Source organism: Enterobacter asburiae, assembly GCA_011754535.1.
GTDB lineage: Bacteria > Pseudomonadota > Gammaproteobacteria > Enterobacterales > Enterobacteriaceae > Enterobacter > Enterobacter cloacae_N.
Genome location: JAAQVN010000001.1, coordinates 2,044,175 through 2,059,563, shown reverse-complemented (window position 1 = coordinate 2,059,563; position 15,389 = coordinate 2,044,175). Strand labels below are relative to the sequence as shown.

General features: G+C 55.2%; 16 protein-coding genes. 7 read left to right on the top strand and 9 right to left on the bottom strand.

Features of this window, described 5'->3' with window-relative positions; translation table 11 throughout:
- The first annotated feature begins 107 nt into the window (after positions 1 to 107).
- The 4 genes from HBM95_09715 to lpp all read left to right on the top strand — a co-directional run bounded on the left by HBM95_09715 (position 108) and on the right by lpp (position 4,971).
- Complete coding sequence (locus HBM95_09715; protein NIH43206.1) at positions 108 to 1,478, top strand: pyridoxal-phosphate dependent enzyme; 1,371 nt, start codon at positions 108 to 110, stop codon at positions 1,476 to 1,478.
- An 11-nt stretch (positions 1,479 to 1,489) separates the two neighbouring features.
- Positions 1,490 to 2,635, top strand: coding sequence for a PLP-dependent transferase (locus HBM95_09710; GenBank protein NIH43205.1), 1,146 nt, complete (start codon positions 1,490 to 1,492; stop codon positions 2,633 to 2,635).
- Positions 2,636 to 3,012: 377 nt separating this feature from the next.
- Positions 3,013 to 4,425 (top strand): pyruvate kinase PykF, encoded by a 1,413-nt coding sequence (gene pykF, locus HBM95_09705; GenBank protein NIH43204.1) that lies wholly within the window; start codon positions 3,013 to 3,015, stop codon positions 4,423 to 4,425.
- Between the two features lie 309 nt (positions 4,426 to 4,734).
- On the top strand, positions 4,735 to 4,971 hold the full coding sequence (lpp, locus tag HBM95_09700; protein ID NIH43203.1) for a murein lipoprotein Lpp: 237 nt from the start codon (positions 4,735 to 4,737) through the stop codon (positions 4,969 to 4,971).
- A 60-nt stretch (positions 4,972 to 5,031) separates the two neighbouring features.
- Here lpp and HBM95_09695 read toward each other — a convergent pair whose 3' ends face one another.
- The 9 genes from HBM95_09695 to HBM95_09655 all read right to left on the bottom strand — a co-directional run bounded on the left by HBM95_09695 (position 5,032) and on the right by HBM95_09655 (position 14,111).
- Positions 5,032 to 6,045, bottom strand: coding sequence for a L,D-transpeptidase family protein (locus tag HBM95_09695; protein NIH43202.1), 1,014 nt, complete (start codon positions 6,043 to 6,045; stop codon positions 5,032 to 5,034).
- 97 nt (positions 6,046 to 6,142) lie between these two features.
- Positions 6,143 to 6,559: a cysteine desulfuration protein SufE gene (gene sufE / locus HBM95_09690; protein ID NIH43201.1), complete on the bottom strand. Its 417-nt coding sequence runs from the start codon at positions 6,557 to 6,559 to the stop codon at positions 6,143 to 6,145.
- Between the two features lie 14 nt (positions 6,560 to 6,573).
- Complete coding sequence (gene sufS / locus HBM95_09685) at positions 6,574 to 7,794, bottom strand: cysteine desulfurase SufS (protein ID NIH43200.1); 1,221 nt, start codon at positions 7,792 to 7,794, stop codon at positions 6,574 to 6,576.
- Positions 7,791 to 9,062 carry a Fe-S cluster assembly protein SufD gene (gene sufD, locus HBM95_09680; GenBank protein NIH43199.1) on the bottom strand — a complete coding sequence of 424 codons (1,272 nt, stop codon included), beginning with the start codon at positions 9,060 to 9,062 and terminating at the stop codon, positions 7,791 to 7,793. Before sufD ends, sufS begins: the two co-directional genes overlap by 4 nt.
- Positions 9,037 to 9,783, bottom strand: coding sequence for a Fe-S cluster assembly ATPase SufC (gene sufC / locus HBM95_09675; protein NIH43198.1), 747 nt, complete (start codon positions 9,781 to 9,783; stop codon positions 9,037 to 9,039). The genes sufD and sufC overlap by 26 nt, the downstream gene beginning before the upstream one ends.
- A gap of 9 nt (positions 9,784 to 9,792) precedes the next feature.
- Positions 9,793 to 11,283 (bottom strand): Fe-S cluster assembly protein SufB, encoded by a 1,491-nt coding sequence (gene sufB / locus HBM95_09670; GenBank protein NIH43197.1) that lies wholly within the window; start codon positions 11,281 to 11,283, stop codon positions 9,793 to 9,795.
- A gap of 8 nt (positions 11,284 to 11,291) precedes the next feature.
- Complete coding sequence (sufA, locus tag HBM95_09665) at positions 11,292 to 11,660, bottom strand: Fe-S cluster assembly scaffold SufA (protein NIH43196.1); 369 nt, start codon at positions 11,658 to 11,660, stop codon at positions 11,292 to 11,294.
- Positions 11,661 to 11,970: 310 nt separating this feature from the next.
- Entirely contained in the window at positions 11,971 to 12,702 is a 732-nt protein-coding gene (locus HBM95_09660; GenBank protein NIH43195.1) for a MerR family transcriptional regulator, read from the bottom strand.
- A gap of 188 nt (positions 12,703 to 12,890) precedes the next feature.
- On the bottom strand, positions 12,891 to 14,111 hold the full coding sequence (locus tag HBM95_09655; protein ID NIH43194.1) for a diguanylate phosphodiesterase: 1,221 nt from the start codon (positions 14,109 to 14,111) through the stop codon (positions 12,891 to 12,893).
- Positions 14,112 to 14,449: 338 nt separating this feature from the next.
- Between HBM95_09655 and HBM95_09650 the strand changes: the two genes are divergently transcribed.
- Genes HBM95_09650 through HBM95_09640 form a run of 3 tightly spaced genes read left to right on the top strand, consistent with a single transcriptional unit; the run spans position 14,450 to position 15,322 of the window.
- Positions 14,450 to 14,689 carry a two-component-system connector protein YcgZ gene (locus tag HBM95_09650; GenBank protein ID NIH43193.1) on the top strand — a complete coding sequence of 80 codons (240 nt, stop codon included), beginning with the start codon at positions 14,450 to 14,452 and terminating at the stop codon, positions 14,687 to 14,689.
- 4 nt (positions 14,690 to 14,693) lie between these two features.
- Complete coding sequence (locus HBM95_09645; protein ID NIH43192.1) at positions 14,694 to 15,014, top strand: hypothetical protein; 321 nt, start codon at positions 14,694 to 14,696, stop codon at positions 15,012 to 15,014.
- 29 nt (positions 15,015 to 15,043) lie between these two features.
- Complete coding sequence (locus HBM95_09640) at positions 15,044 to 15,322, top strand: two-component-system connector protein AriR (protein NIH43191.1); 279 nt, start codon at positions 15,044 to 15,046, stop codon at positions 15,320 to 15,322.
- Positions 15,323 to 15,389: the final 67 nt, after the last annotated feature.

The window sequence follows — 15,389 nt, the reverse complement described above, 5'->3', positions numbered from 1 at the left end:
AAACGGCATTTATATTCCATTCCGTTCTAAACGGCAGTGAATGGTTCTTTATTGCGAAAATTTCACCGCCCTATCATCCCGTCATGACATCCAGAAAGGAAAACATCATGACGATTTATCACTCGGTCACTGAACTGATTGGTCGTACCCCGCTTATCCAATTGCATAAGCTTGATACCGGTCCCTGCTCGCTGTTCCTGAAGCTGGAAAACCAGAACCCGGGCGGCTCTATCAAGGATCGCGTTGCGCTGTCGATGATTAACGAAGCGGAGCGCACCGGTCAGCTGCAGCCGGGCGGCACGATTATTGAAGCAACGGCGGGGAATACCGGTCTGGGCCTGGCGCTGATCGCCGCCCAGAAAGGCTACTCGCTGATCCTGGTGGTGCCGGACAAAATGAGCCGCGAGAAGATTTTCCACCTGCGCGCGCTGGGTGCCCAGGTGGTGCTGACCCGCTCCGACGTCAACAAGGGCCACCCCGCCTATTACCAGGATTACGCCCGGCGTCTGGCTAACGAGCTGCCCGGCGCGTTTTACATCGACCAGTTCAATAACGAAGCCAACCCGCTTGCGCACCGCACCACCACGGCACCGGAGCTGTTTGAGCAGCTTGACGGCAGGATCGACGCCATCGTGGTGGGCGTCGGCTCAGGCGGGACGCTCGGCGGCCTGCAGGCGTGGTTCGCCGAGCACTCTCCACACACGGAGTTTGTCCTGGCAGACCCCGCCGGATCGATTCTCGCCGACCAGGTGGAAACCGGACGCTACCACGACGCGGGCTCCTGGCTGGTTGAGGGCATTGGCGAGGACTTTATTCCGCCGCTGGCTCACATCGAAGGGGTGAATCGCGCCTGGCGCATCACCGACCGCGAAGCCTTCACCACTGCGCGCGATCTGCTGAAAACGGAAGGCATTCTGGCGGGCTCCTCCAGCGGCACGCTGCTGGCGGCCGCGCTGAAATACTGCCAGGCACAAACCGCGCCGAAACGCGTGGTGACCTTCGCCTGTGACAGCGGCAATAAGTACCTCTCGAAGATGTTCAACGATGACTGGATGCGTCAGCAAGGGCTCATCACGCGCCCTCAGGCCGGCGATCTCTCCGACTACATCGCCCTGCGACACGATGAAGGCGCCACCGTCACCGCCACTCCGGACGACACGCTTTCCACCGTACTGGCACGCATGCGCCTGTATGACATCTCCCAGCTGCCGGTCCTTGAGGACGACAAGGTGGTGGGCATTATCGACGAGTGGGATCTGCTGCGGCATATCGGCGGCGACGGCGACCGCTTTGCCCTTCCGGTGACGGCAGCCATGACGCGTCAGGTGGAATTCCTCGACAAACGCGCCCCGGAGAGCGCCCTTCACGCCATCTTCGACCGCGGTCTGGTGGCCGTGATTAACGACAATGACCGTTTTCTCGGCCTGATTACGCGCAGCGACGTTCTGACCGCGTGGCGCAATCGTCTACAGCAATAAAGGAATAAACGATGAAAAACCTGGCAACCCTGAGCGTCCACAGCGGCGCGTTCAACGACCAGCACGGCGCGGTCATGCCGCCGATTTACGCCACCTCAACGTTTGCGCAACCGTCACCCGGCGAGCATACCGGCTTTGAGTATTCCCGCAGCGGCAACCCTACCCGCCACGCGCTGGAAACCGCTATCGCTGAACTGGAAGGCGGCACGCGCGGTTACGCCTTTGCTTCCGGTCTCGCCGCCATCTCCACGGTGCTCGAACTGCTGGACAAAGACAGCCATATCGTCGCCATTGACGACGTTTACGGCGGGACGTACCGCCTGATTGAAAACGTGCGCAAGCGCAGCACCGGCCTGCAGGTCAGCTGGGTTAAGCCTGACGACTTAGCGGGGCTTGAGGCCGCCATTCGCCCGGATACGCGCATGGTGTGGGTGGAAACGCCGACCAACCCGCTGCTGAAGCTGGCGGATCTGGCGGCCATTGCCGCTATCGCGCGGCGCCATAACGTCATCAGCGTGGCGGATAACACCTTCGCGTCGCCGGCGATCCACCGCCCTCTGGCGTCGGGTTTCGATATCGTGGTGCACTCCGCCACCAAGTACCTTAACGGCCATTCGGACGTGGTGGCCGGGCTGGCGGTGGTGGGTGATAACCCGGCGCTGGCGGACCGGCTTGGCTACCTGCAAAATGCGGTCGGTGGCGTCCTGGATCCCTTTAGCAGCTTCCTGACCCTGCGCGGAATTCGCACGCTTGCGCTGAGGGTAGAAAAGCACAGCAGCAACGCGCTGGCGATTGCGCAATGGCTGGCGCAGCATCCTCTGGTTGAAAAGGTGTTCTATCCCGGGCTGGAATCGCATCCACAATATCAGCTTGCCCGCACGCAGATGGCCCTGCCAGGCGGGATGATTTCCGTCGTGGTAAAAGGCGATGCGCAACGCGCCACAGAGGTGATTCGCAACCTGAAGTTGTTCACCCTCGCGGAAAGCCTGGGCGGCGTAGAGAGCCTGGTGAGCCAGCCCTACAGCATGACGCACGCCTCGATTCCGCTGGAACAACGCCTGGCAAACGGCATTGTGCCGCAGCTGATTCGACTGTCGGTGGGCATTGAAGATCCGAAAGACCTGATTGCCGACCTCAGTCAGGCGCTGCAAAAATAAGCAAAATGCGGCAGGTCAAACGCCTGCCGCCAAAAGTTGTCATCATGGCTTAACGCCTTGATAACAATATTATGTGAAACGGCATTGATTAATTCTGAAACGCCGTATCCATTTTCCTTTTATCTTAAAATCAGCGTATAATGCGCGCCAAATCCCTGGTGAATGGTTTCAGCGCTTGGAATACAAAAAACAACGTACAACTTCTCCTCTCCTTCGTTGGGCTGACACTCAGGCACACTTTCTTCTGCACGCTCATTTGATGTCTCCTATCCTTAGTGCGTGTCATATACTCTTTTGCAACACAGGTTTGACTCCGCGGCGGTGCGCCCCCGGAGCGAGATTTCCATATCCTTCCCAACTTAAAGACTAAGACTGTCATGAAAAAGACGAAAATTGTTTGTACTATCGGCCCGAAAACCGAATCCGAAGAGATGCTGAGCAAAATGCTGGACGCCGGCATGAACGTGATGCGTCTGAACTTCTCCCACGGTGACTATGCTGAGCACGGTCAGCGTATCCAGAACTTGCGCAACGTGATGAGCAAGACTGGCAAAAAAGCCGCTATTCTGCTGGATACTAAAGGTCCGGAAATCCGTACCATCAAACTGGAAGGCGGTAACGACGTTTCTCTGAAAGCGGGCCAGACCTTCACCTTCACTACCGATAAATCCGTTGTCGGTAACAGCGAAATCGTTGCGGTAACCTATGAAGGCTTCACCAGCGATCTCTCCGTGGGTAACACCGTGCTGGTCGACGATGGTTTGATCGGTATGGAAGTGACCGCTATCGAAGGCAACAAGGTTATCTGTAAAGTGCTGAACAACGGCGACCTGGGCGAAAACAAAGGCGTTAACCTGCCGGGCGTTTCCATCGCACTGCCGGCACTGGCTGAGAAAGACAAACAGGACCTGATCTTCGGCTGCGAACAAGGCGTTGACTTCGTTGCGGCGTCCTTCATCCGTAAGCGTTCCGACGTGGTTGAAATTCGTGAGCACCTGAAAGCGCACGGCGGCGAGAAGATCCAGATCATCTCCAAAATTGAAAACCAGGAAGGCCTGAACAACTTCGACGAAATCCTTGAAGCATCTGACGGCATCATGGTTGCACGTGGCGACCTGGGCGTTGAAATCCCGGTTGAAGAAGTAATCTTCGCGCAGAAGATGATGATCGAGAAGTGTGTTCGCGCGCGTAAAGTGGTTATCACCGCAACGCAGATGCTGGACTCCATGATCAAAAACCCACGCCCTACCCGCGCTGAAGCAGGTGACGTGGCGAACGCCATCCTCGACGGTACTGATGCAGTGATGCTGTCCGGTGAATCCGCGAAAGGGAAATACCCTCTGGAAGCGGTCGGCATCATGGCAACCATCTGCGAACGTACTGACCGCGTGATGACAAGCCGTCTGGACTTCAACAACGACAGCCGCAAGCTGCGCATCACCGAAGCAGTATGCCGCGGTGCAGTAGAAACCGCTGAGAAACTGGAAGCACCACTGATTGTGGTAGCGACCCAGGGCGGTAAATCTGCGCGCGCAGTACGTAAATACTTCCCGGATGCCACCATCCTGGCCCTGACCACCAACGAAACCACCGCACGTCAGCTGGTGCTGAGCAAAGGCGTGGTTGCGCACCTGGTCAAAGAGATCGCCTCTACTGACGATTTCTACATTCAGGGTAAAGCACTGGCTCTGGAAAGCGGTCTGGCGCAGAAAGGCGACGTTGTTGTGATGGTTTCTGGTGCGCTGGTACCAAGCGGAACGACCAATACGGCCTCCGTTCACGTGCTGTAATAATTCAGGAACGAATTAGTTTTGATAAAAAGCGCCCAATGGGCGCTTTTTTTATTACCGTCATTAGCCAAATTCATTCAAAAAGCAAATCGGGTTTTTCTATTTAATTGCGAATTATCTAAGATGAATCCGATGAAAAATGCCTTTTTTTACATAGCTTTTTACTCAAAAAGGGCTGATTCGATGCTTCTTTGAGCGAACGATCAAAAATAGGCGTATTCCCATCAAAAAAATATTCTCAACCCAAAAAAGTTTGTGTAATACTTGTAACGCTACATGGAGATTAACTCAATCTAGAGGGTATTAATAATGAATCGTACTAAACTGGTACTGGGCGCGGTAATCCTGGGTTCTACTCTGCTGGCTGGTTGCTCCAGCAACGCTAAAATCGATCAGCTGTCTTCTGACGTTCAGACTCTGAACGCTAAAGTTGACCAGCTGAGCAACGACGTGAACGCAATGCGTTCCGACGTTCAGGCTGCTAAAGACGACGCAGCTCGCGCTAACCAGCGTCTGGACAACCAGGCTACTAAATACCGTAAGTAATAGTACCTGTTAATAAAATGGCGCACATTGTGCGCCATTTTTTTTGCCTGCGTCAAACGACTACTGCGTTACCTTCTCCCCTTCCTCTTCAGCTACCGCAGCCGACACCCGACTGTTCTGTACCGACAGCACGCTATTGCTGGCCGACGGGCCGCTACCCGCGGATACGACAACCGGGATCCCCGCGCGGCGTGCCAGCGCTTTATCAATAAGCGCTTTGTCGCTTCCGGCTTGAGACACAAAGGTCGCAAACTCTGCGGAGTGGGTAATGGGCGAAATCTGCGGGTTCTCGCCCTCCACCTGCGCCAGCGGACGGTGAACCTCAATATAACGCTTCCCGTCCGGCTCAACCGAGAACTTCACCGGCTCATTGATAATTTGTACCCGCGTGCCAACCCGTACCTGTTCGAACAGGGCTTTAATATCCGGGGCGTTCATACGCATGCAGCCTGAACTGACGCGCAGGCCTACGCTGTCCGGCGCGCTGGTGCCGTGAATAAGATATTCCCCATTACCAATACCCAAACGCAGCGCGTAGCGCCCCAGCGGGTTATTTGGCCCGGCCGGGACGACCGGAGGCAATTTAATACCCTGTGCCAGCGAACGGGCTCTGATGCCCGCCGTAGGCGTCCAGGTTGGATTAGGGATTTTTTGACTTACGCGGGTGGTGCTCACCGGCGTTTCCAGCCCCAGCTGTCCGATGCCGAGCGGGAAGACCTGGACAATATTTTCTCCCGGCCGGAAGTAGTAGAGCCGGAGCTCAGCGAGATTCACCACAATGCCCTCGCGCGGGGTATCCGGCAGCAGCATCTGCGACGGAATCGTGATAACGGTACCCGGTGCCGGGTTCACCGGCGCAATGGTATTGTTCGTTTCAAGGATCACCTGCGCCGCCGTATTAAACCGACGGGCGATGGTCTGAAGCTTATTATCCCCTTCCTGTATCGTGTAGGTTTGATTTTGCCCAATCAGGCGACTGCCTGCGGGCGGCAACGGATAGTCCATCGCGCGGGCCGAATTAAACGTACCGAGCGAACTGACGAGTAATAGAGTTATTAGAGACGCGCGCTTCATGCTGAGATTCCTTATTCACTGGCAGGACGCCAGAAAGCTGAAAAACCAGCGAGGCGGGAACCACCTCGCGAAACAGAATGAATGCTGTTCTGTAAGTCTAGCTAAGGATTGCAGCTTTGGCGCGAATGGCGCGAATCATCGCTTCCAGCCCCTGGGAACGGGACGGGGTGAGGTGTTGGGTCAGGGCCATTTTTTCAAACCACGGGCGGACATCGAACGCAACGATATCCTGCGCCGACATCCGGTGGTAAAGAATAAAGACCACCGCAATCAGCCCTTTTACAATGGCCGCATCGCTGTCGCCGTGCAGTGCGATAGTGCCGTCGTCCGACTGCTCCATCACAATCCACACCTGGCTCTGGCAGCCCTGAATAATGTTTTCCGGGTTATGCGCCTCTTCGCCGAGCGGCGGCAGACGCTGCCCCAGCTCGATGATATAAAGGTACTTCTCTTCCCAGTTTGCGCAGCGCCCAAAGTTGCGCAGCAATTTGTCTCTGTCCGGCAGTTCTGCCATCTTGTGCCTCTTCGTTAGCCCAGCAGCTGGTGAATGCGCTTAAGCCCCGCCACCAGCCTGTCGACCTCTTCCATTGTGTTATACATCACCAGCGACGCGCGGCACATTGCCGGTACCTGGTAAAAGGCCATCAGCGGCATGGCGCAGTGGTGCCCGGTACGGACGGTCACGCCGTAGTTATCAAGGAAGCTGCCCACGTCATAGGCGTGGTGTTTCCCAAGGTTAAACGCAATCACGCCCTGGCGGTCGGCCGGGCCATACAGGGTAAGATCCGGCACGCTGGCAAGCTCCTGCAGCGCGTAGTGCATCAGCAACTGTTCGTACTCCTGGATGGCGTCCAGGCCGATTGCGGAAACGTAAGACACCGCCGCCCCCAGGCCGATAATCCCGCCGGTATTGGGGGTACCCGCCTCAAAACGCCACGGCGCACGGGCATAGGTTGTCCCTTCCGAAAGGCTTACGGTGGCAATCATCGATCCGCCGCCTTCCCACGGCGGCATCGCCTGCAGAATGTCCTCTTTCACATACAGCACGCCGATGCCGGTTGGACCATAGAGCTTATGCCCGGAGAATACGTAGAAATCGCAGTCCAGCGCCTGCACATCCACCGCGTGGTGCATTACCGCCTGCGCGCCGTCAATCAACACCTTCGCACCGGCCTGATGGGCTTTTGCGATAATCTCTGCCACCGGGTTTTCGGTGCCCAGCACGTTAGAGACCTGTGTGACCGCCACCAGCCGCGTTTTATCGTCCAGCAAGGCGTCAAGCTGCTCAAGCTGCAGCGTGCCGTCCTCATTCAGCGGAATGACCCGCAGCTGTGCGCCGACACGCTCGCAGAGCATCTGCCACGGCACAATATTGGCGTGGTGCTCCATCTGGGTGATGAGGATGTTATCCCCCGCGTGGACCTGCGCGTTGCCCCAGCTGTTGGCGACAAGGTTGATCCCTTCTGTGGTTCCGCGCACGAAGACCAGCTCTTCAGGCGAACGTGCATTGAGGAAAGCGGCCACCTGCGTGCGCACGTTCTCCATGCGCTGGGTCGCTTCGGCGCTCAGGGTATGGATACCCCGGTGCACCGCAGCATAACCATGGCGGTAGAACTCGGCTTCCGCATCCACCACCTGATTCGGTTTCTGCGCGCTGGCCGCGCTGTCGAGATAGGCCAGCGGCAGGCCGTTCACTTCACGGGTCAGAACCGGGAAGTCAGCCCGCACTTTCTCTACAGGAAAACTCATGCTTCGCCTCCGGGCAGACGCTGACCAATGCGGGCCAGCACCTGCTGCTTCAATACGCCATCGTGTAGCGCTTCCGTAAGCTCCGCCGCAAAGGCGTAGATAATCATTTTCTGCGCCGCCTGCCGGTCGATGCCGCGGGAACGCAGGTAAAACATCTGTTCGTCGTCAATCCGCCCGACCGTCGCGCCGTGACTGCATTTCACGTCATCGGCGTAGATCTCCAGCTGCGGTTTGGTGTCCACCTCCGCCAGGCGCCCCAACAGCAGATTGTTGTTGGTCATCTGCCCGTCAGTTTTAATGGCGTGCTGGGCCACGTTAATCAGGCCGTTAAACACCGCCCGCCCTTTATCGCTGACGATGGTTTTATGCAGCTGGCGGCTGTTGCAGTAGCCCTTGTTGTGCTCAAGCCAGGTGCGCGTGTCGCACACTTCTGATTTGACCGGCATCGCCAGGCTGTTGATGCGCAGCGTGGTGTTTTCACCGTTAAGCTGCGTGCTGGTGTTGTGGCGCAGCACCGCGCCGCCGAGCAGAAAGCTGTGGCTGTACGCCGCGGCATCCTGACCCAGCGCTATATCGTTATGGGCAAAATGGTGGCTCTGCGGATTCTCAAACGCCAGCTTAATGTGGTGAAGCTGCGCATTTGCGGCGACGTTCATCGTCAGCCGCGACCCGGTAAAGTGGCGGGTCTCGTTGAGGCTGACGTAATGTTCGATTACCGTGGCCTCCGCTCCCTCCGCCAGATCAAGGTGATGGCGATAGTGCGCGGTGTTGATCTCATCGCCCTCCACGCCCTGCGTGATGTGCATCAGAAGCAGCGGTTTGGCCGGGCGCTGGTTACGCTTAACCTGAATATGCGTCACGCTGCGGGCCAGGCTCTCGGTCAGGTGGAGAAACACTTCCGGCTGAACCGGGGCGCTCAGGCTCTGGCGGTCGTCGCTAATCACGATATCGAACCCGCTCCCCTGAACGTCGTCGCTCAGTTCAGGGCGCCAGACGCCGTCGACAAAGACCAGACGCACCGCATCCACCGTCAGCGCCAGAGCGTCACGCCGGGCCGGGTCGATCTCCGCCAGGCGCGTCACAAACTCGCCGTTCAGCAGGCCGTCGAGCGGGGTGTATTTCCAGTTCTCATGCTTGCGCGTCGGCAGGCCGAGACGCAGCATCTGCTGGAGATGCTGCTGCGCCTGCTCGGAGCGCGTATTACCCTGCGCCTCAAACAGCCTGTGCCACTGCTGGAGTGCATTACTGCTGTTCGGTAAGCCAGCCATAACCCTGCTCCTCCAGTTGTTTAACCAGCGTAAAATCACCGGATTTCACAATGCGTCCCTGGTAAAGCACGTGCACGTAGTCCGGCTTGATATAGTCCAGAATGCGCTGGTAGTGGGTGACGATTATGAATGAACGCTTGCCGTCGCGCAGGGCGTTCACCCCGTCAGCGACAATCTTCAGGGCGTCGATATCCAGACCGGAGTCGGTCTCATCCAGAATGCACAGCTCGGGCTCCAGCACCGCCATCTGCAGGATGTCGTTACGCTTTTTCTCGCCGCCGGAAAAGCCAACGTTGACCGAGCGGGTCAGCAGGTCTTCCGGCATTTTCAGCAGCTTGATCTTCTCTTCCATCAGATCCTGGAAGTCGAAGCGATCCAGTGCCTCCTGGCCGCGATACTTGCGCACCGCATTCAGCGCCGTCTGGAGGAAGAACTGGTTGCTGACGCCCGGAATTTCCACCGGGTACTGGAAGGCCATAAAGATGCCCTCACCCGCGCGGTCTTCCGGCGACATCTCCAGCAGATCTTTGCCGTTAAATCCGACCGAACCGCCAGTCACTTCGTAATCTTCACGTCCCGCCAGCGTTGCAGAAAGCGTACTTTTCCCGGAGCCGTTAGGCCCCATAATGGCGTGAACTTCACCCGGCTTGACGTCAAAATTGAGACCGCGCAGGATGTCTTTCTCTTCCACGCTAACCTGTAAATCTTTAATGCTTAACATGTGCTTTCCTTAACCGACGCTGTGTTCAAGACTAATGGCGAGGAGTTTTTGTGCTTCAACGGCAAATTCCAGCGGCAGTTCAGAGAACACGTCCTTACAGAAGCCGTTCACAATCATCGAAATGGCATCTTCTTCACTGATCCCACGCTGCAGACAGTAGAAGAGCTGATCTTCCCCAATGCGCGACGTGGTCGCCTCGTGCTCCAGCTGGGCCGTGTTGTTACGACACTCAACGTAAGGGAAGGTATGCGCCCCGCAGTCTGCGCCAATCAGCATTGAGTCACACTGGGTGAAGTTACGCGCGTTGGTGGCCGTCGGCATGATTTTCACCAGCCCGCGATAGCTGTTCTGGGAATGCCCGGCAGAGATCCCTTTCGAAATGATGGTAGATTTCGTGTTTTTACCGATGTGGATCATCTTGGTGCCGGTATCGGCCTGCTGATGCCCGCTGGTGAGCGCCACCGAGTAAAACTCACCGATGGAGTTATCCCCACGCAGGATGCAGCTCGGGTACTTCCAGGTAATAGCAGAGCCGGTTTCCGACTGCGTCCAGGACATTTTGCTGTTTTCACCTTCGCACAGCGCGCGCTTGGTGACGAAGTTCAGGATACCGCCGGTGTTGCCGTCGCCGGGGAACCAGTTCTGCACCGTGGAGTATTTCACCTCCGCGTCTTTATGAATGATGACCTCGACCACCGCAGCGTGCAGCTGATAGCTGTCGCGCACCGGTGCAGAACACCCTTCGATATAGCTGACGTAGCTGCCTTCGTCCGCAACCAGAATGGTGCGTTCGAACTGGCCGGTTTTTTCGGCGTTAATGCGGAAATAGGTGGAGAGCTCCATCGGACAGCGCACGCCTTTCGGTACGTAGATAAAGGTGCCGTCAGAGGCTACCGCGGCATTTAGCGCGGCGAAGAAGTTATCGTTACTCGGTACCACGGTGCCGATGTACTTCTTCACCAGCTCGGGATGGTCATGAATCGCTTCGCCAAAGGAGCAGAAAATAATCCCCTGCTCGGCCAGCTTTTCGCGATAGGTGGTCGCCACCGAGACGGAGTCGAAAATGGCGTCCACCGCCACCTCTTTGCCCTCGCGAACCGGGACGCCAAGCTGATTAAAGGCCTCTTCCACCTCTTTACTCAGGAAGCTGTTCTCGGCACCGGTCTGCTGTACCGCGCCGGGCTGCGAAGCGCAGGTATCGTCACAGCTGCCGCAGGAGGGCGCGGAGTAGTAGCTGTAATCCTGATAGTTCAGTTTGTCGTAATGGGCTTTCAGCCAGTGCGGCTCTTCCATCTCCAGCCAGGCGCGGAAAGCGCTCAGGCGAAATTCGAGCATCCACTCGGGCTCGTTACGTTTGGCCGAGATGGCGCGCACGACATCTTCATTAATCCCTTTCGCCAGCTCGTCGGTCTGCAGCTGCGTGAAAAAACCCTCTTTATAGTTGAGGTGTCCGCCGCTCCAGGTGTTTACATCACTCGTTGCTTCAGTATTACGAGACATAGTACCGCCTATACCCCAAAGCTTTCGCCGCAGCCGCATTCGTTCTGGGCTTTCGGGTTATGAAATTTGAATAACTGGTTTAAACCTTCCCGTACGTAGTCCACCTCTGTACCGTCGATAAACGGCATAGCCTGTAGCGCGACGTACAGCTTTGCGCCATCGGTTTCAAACACCAGGTCATCTTTTTCCGGTGCGGTGACGGTATCCAGCACGTAGCCAAAGCCCGCGCAGCCGGTCTGCTTAACGCCTAAGCGTACGCCGAGGATCTCGGGCTTTTTCGCCACCAGCTCGTGGATATGCGCTGCCGCCGCAGGCGTGAGCGTTAAACCACGCCAGGCAAAATCGGCAGGATTGAAGGTTTCTGAATGCAGTTCCATAGGTCCACCTCATCTGATTAGCCATCAGGGCATAACACCATGTTAGTGATAACGATTATCACTTCAACCCTCTGTCAGCAGGGGCATTCGGCTAAACCGCCCTTTTTGTCTACTTTTATTAAGCATAGACCCTGTCAGGAGATGCGGGCGGGATGGATTTAATTGTTCAATACTTTGAAAATTAATGGATTATTGAACGGAGGAAACAGCGACGAAAGGAAAAGTAAAATATGCATCGGAAATGCCTATTTTTGAGATAGCTTTTGTTCAGGAAGGGACCAAAACAAAAAAAGGCCCTCAAGGCCTCTGATTATGAGTGATGAAATGAAACGGTAAAACCCTGTTCACGCCAGTGATCGAGCTGTTCCTGCTGACGCGGTGTTGGCGCTTTTCCCGTCCAGACGAAGATTTTTTGCCCCGGGAAGAGCTCAGGACGCGGGGAATCAATCGGCTCGGCCAGAACATCAATGTGCCAGCCCTTGTGCGATAAGCGCGCGGCTTCCAGCCACAGGTGGGTCCGGTCATCGCATTCCCAGCCGATAAGCAACGCATCGTTACCCGCTTTCTTGCGCGACTCCGCCAGGCTTGCAATCGCGAATTCAATCAGAACACCGTCAAGCATGCTCGCCATGTGGCGTACGGTATTTTGATCCTGATTCATTCGCTGGCGGACGGGGGAAATGATGTTATCGATCAGCGCATCCATCGCGTGGTCGCGGCGAAATTCGCCGATTTTGGCACGCAGCTTTGCCGGGCTGGCGTAGCGCAGAACGGTCATCATCTCTTCCTGGAACGAGGCCCAGTTACCCTGGGTCAGAACTTCTTTGTTTTCCAGCAGGGCTTTGACTTTTCCGACCGAAACGCCGCTTTTCATCAGGCGCTTGATCTCTTCGATACGCAGGATATCTTCATCGTCGAACTGACGATGACCCCCTTCGCTGCGCTGCGGCTTCAACAATCCATAACGGCGCTGCCAGGCACGCAGCGTAACGGGGTTGATACCGCATCGTTCGGCTACTTCGCCGATACTGTAATAGGCCATTAACTCCCTCACGCTCAGAACTTCCATACCTAACTGCACCAACCTTATCAGATTGTACAAACCATTTGTATAACTAAGACCGTATTTTGCCCAGGTGAATGGGACATTCCACCACCCATCTGTTAATACATTGTTGTACAAAATTTGCCATTCGTACAGCCAGACCGACTCAATTGCGCCCGGCTTTATCAAAAGTCGAATTTTTTCTCTGGCCATGCAATGGCCGGAATACCGCCGTGCCGGGGGCTGGCGAAAAGATGTCCCTGGAACTGGGAAATCCCCGCAGACTCCAGCCACATCCACTCTTCCGCCTTCTCCACGCCGACCGCGCAGAACTGAATTTCCAGCGAAGAACAGCATTTGATAATCGCCTGAATAATAGCCTGACGCGGACCACTTTTGTGCACGTTCGCTACCAGATCACGATTAATCTTAATTCTGTCCGGCTGGAACTGGGCCAGCAGCTGTAGCCCGGCAAAACCGGCACCAAAGTGATCGATCGTTACGCTGATCCCCGCACTTTTTAACTGTCTGACCGAGTCTGTGAACTCATCGAAACGGGAAATGGCTTCGCTCTCGGTGAACTCGACCATAATTTGCTCGGGCACAAAACCATTTGCTTCGATGGCGGTAAGCAGAAAGTCCACGGCGTTGGGGAGATTGACCAGCGTCATAGGCAGCAGGTTAAGAGACAACGTCTGGTCCTGTAACCCCAGCGCGCTGGCCATTGAGAGCGCCACCTGCTTGCTTTGCAAATCAGAGGCATACACGTCCTCGCGCGAGCGGTTGGCGAAGTAGACCCCCGGCGAGTCGCCGGACGGGGTGCGGAGAAGCGCCTCCCAGGAGACGACCCGCTGCATAAACGGATCGACTATCGGTTGAAAGGCAAAGCTACAATCCGCCCCTTTCGCGACCACCTCAGGTTGTGCAGATAAGTGCGTGTCTTCAGGCACAAAATCCCATGAATCTGCAGGAGGCAGTTCAAAATAGTTCGCTTTTTCTGTGGCCTCAACAAAGGTACGGAAAAACTGCAGCGGGCGGTCATTATACGTCAGCTGGTAGCGCGTCGTGCCTCTGTTGAGCACCTGCTGCAGCACCTCATCCCTGTCGAACTGGCGTAAATCAAAAAGCTCCATGCCCACCTTGCCAAAACGCCGGACAGGCCCGTGATCCCGCATCAGCTCTACCACGTTATGGTGGCGGGTGTCGTTGCAGATCTGCTCATAAATAGCAGAAACATGATCCGCTGGCCCCTCAAGCAACTGGAAAAAATGTGTGCCGTTAAACAGCAAGATCCCCGTGACATTGGATTGCCGGTTTTTACTATTTGCAGCAGCGACCATTGTTTCCAGCGCTTTCACTGGAACGTCTTCGCAGATATGACTGCGGTAAATGATGGTTGTAAGCATGCTATTCCTGGGGGTTAGGGTTTTGGCCACAATAAAGGTGGGTAAGGATCATTTATAGCACATTAATTGGCTGACAAATAATTTACATCTCAACCATTTACGGCTTTTAATGAGACCTTTTTCCGTGCTGTACAACTTAACTGCAACGCACAGCTTTGTACAATATATCCTGTGATTTCACCGATGCGCCACACCATCTTAACCACATGAATAAAAAGCACTTTATAAAATATATCATACTAAATTTAAAAAATTGTACATTTTTAATGTACAGATTTATAAATTGTGTATACCTTAAATGTAACGTTACTGATTACAAAATTTTACAGGAGCGAAACATGCAGCAGAAAGGTCACGTCGCAGATTCCGCAGCAGCAATCGCACAGTACTTCGAAAAAGCCTCTCTTCCTACCCAGCAAGAAACGCTCGGTCAGGTGGTTGTTGAGATCCTTAGCGACGGGCGGAACCTCAATCGTAAATCGCTCTGTACCAAACTATTAAGCCGCCTCGAAAGAGCCGATGGCCCGGAAGAGGAGCAGCATTACCACATGCTGCTTGGTCTTCTCTTCGAACGATAATGTTATGAAAAGCAGTGACGCAGACACGCTGACTGACCAGCTGATTGGACAAGCCGTTCTTTCACTTTTGAAGGAGCACGGTCCCGTTACAACGGAAGCGCTGGTTCTGCGTCTGCGGGATATGAAAGCACATGAAAAGGATCCCCGGCGGCGGGAGACACTTGCGAGGGTGATTGCCGATATCGGATCAAAAAGCCTCGGATTAAAACGTCGCAGAGCCGCACAAGGACGAATGAACAGAGAGGGACCTCTCAGTTATCAAAGAGACAATGTAGTGCCGTTATTTGGAAAGGGAAAACCGTCCGATCCCAAAAAAATACATTGACTGCAATTTAACAGCTACGGTGAGAACAAATGAGACAAAATATTCAGCTACAACCCGAATACCATTCTGCTTTTTTAGAAAGCGCGCTGTCGGAGTATTTCCGTCATGCAGGCGATCGTTTTGCTGAAGAGTCTGCTGTTTTTTCTACTGCAGTACGCTGTGTTCTGGCTTCTGAAGGACATCTGTCCAATAAAGCCATCATCCTCTGGCTCATTCAGACGCTGGAAGCGACCAACGACGTTGTTCAGACGGATGTCATTCGTAAGACGCTTGAAATCGTGGTGGGCTACACCATGGATGACGTTTAAGCACCCTGCCATTCCGCAATCGTGTCATCGTCAAAACTGACGAACGTTCTGACGATGACACGCTTTC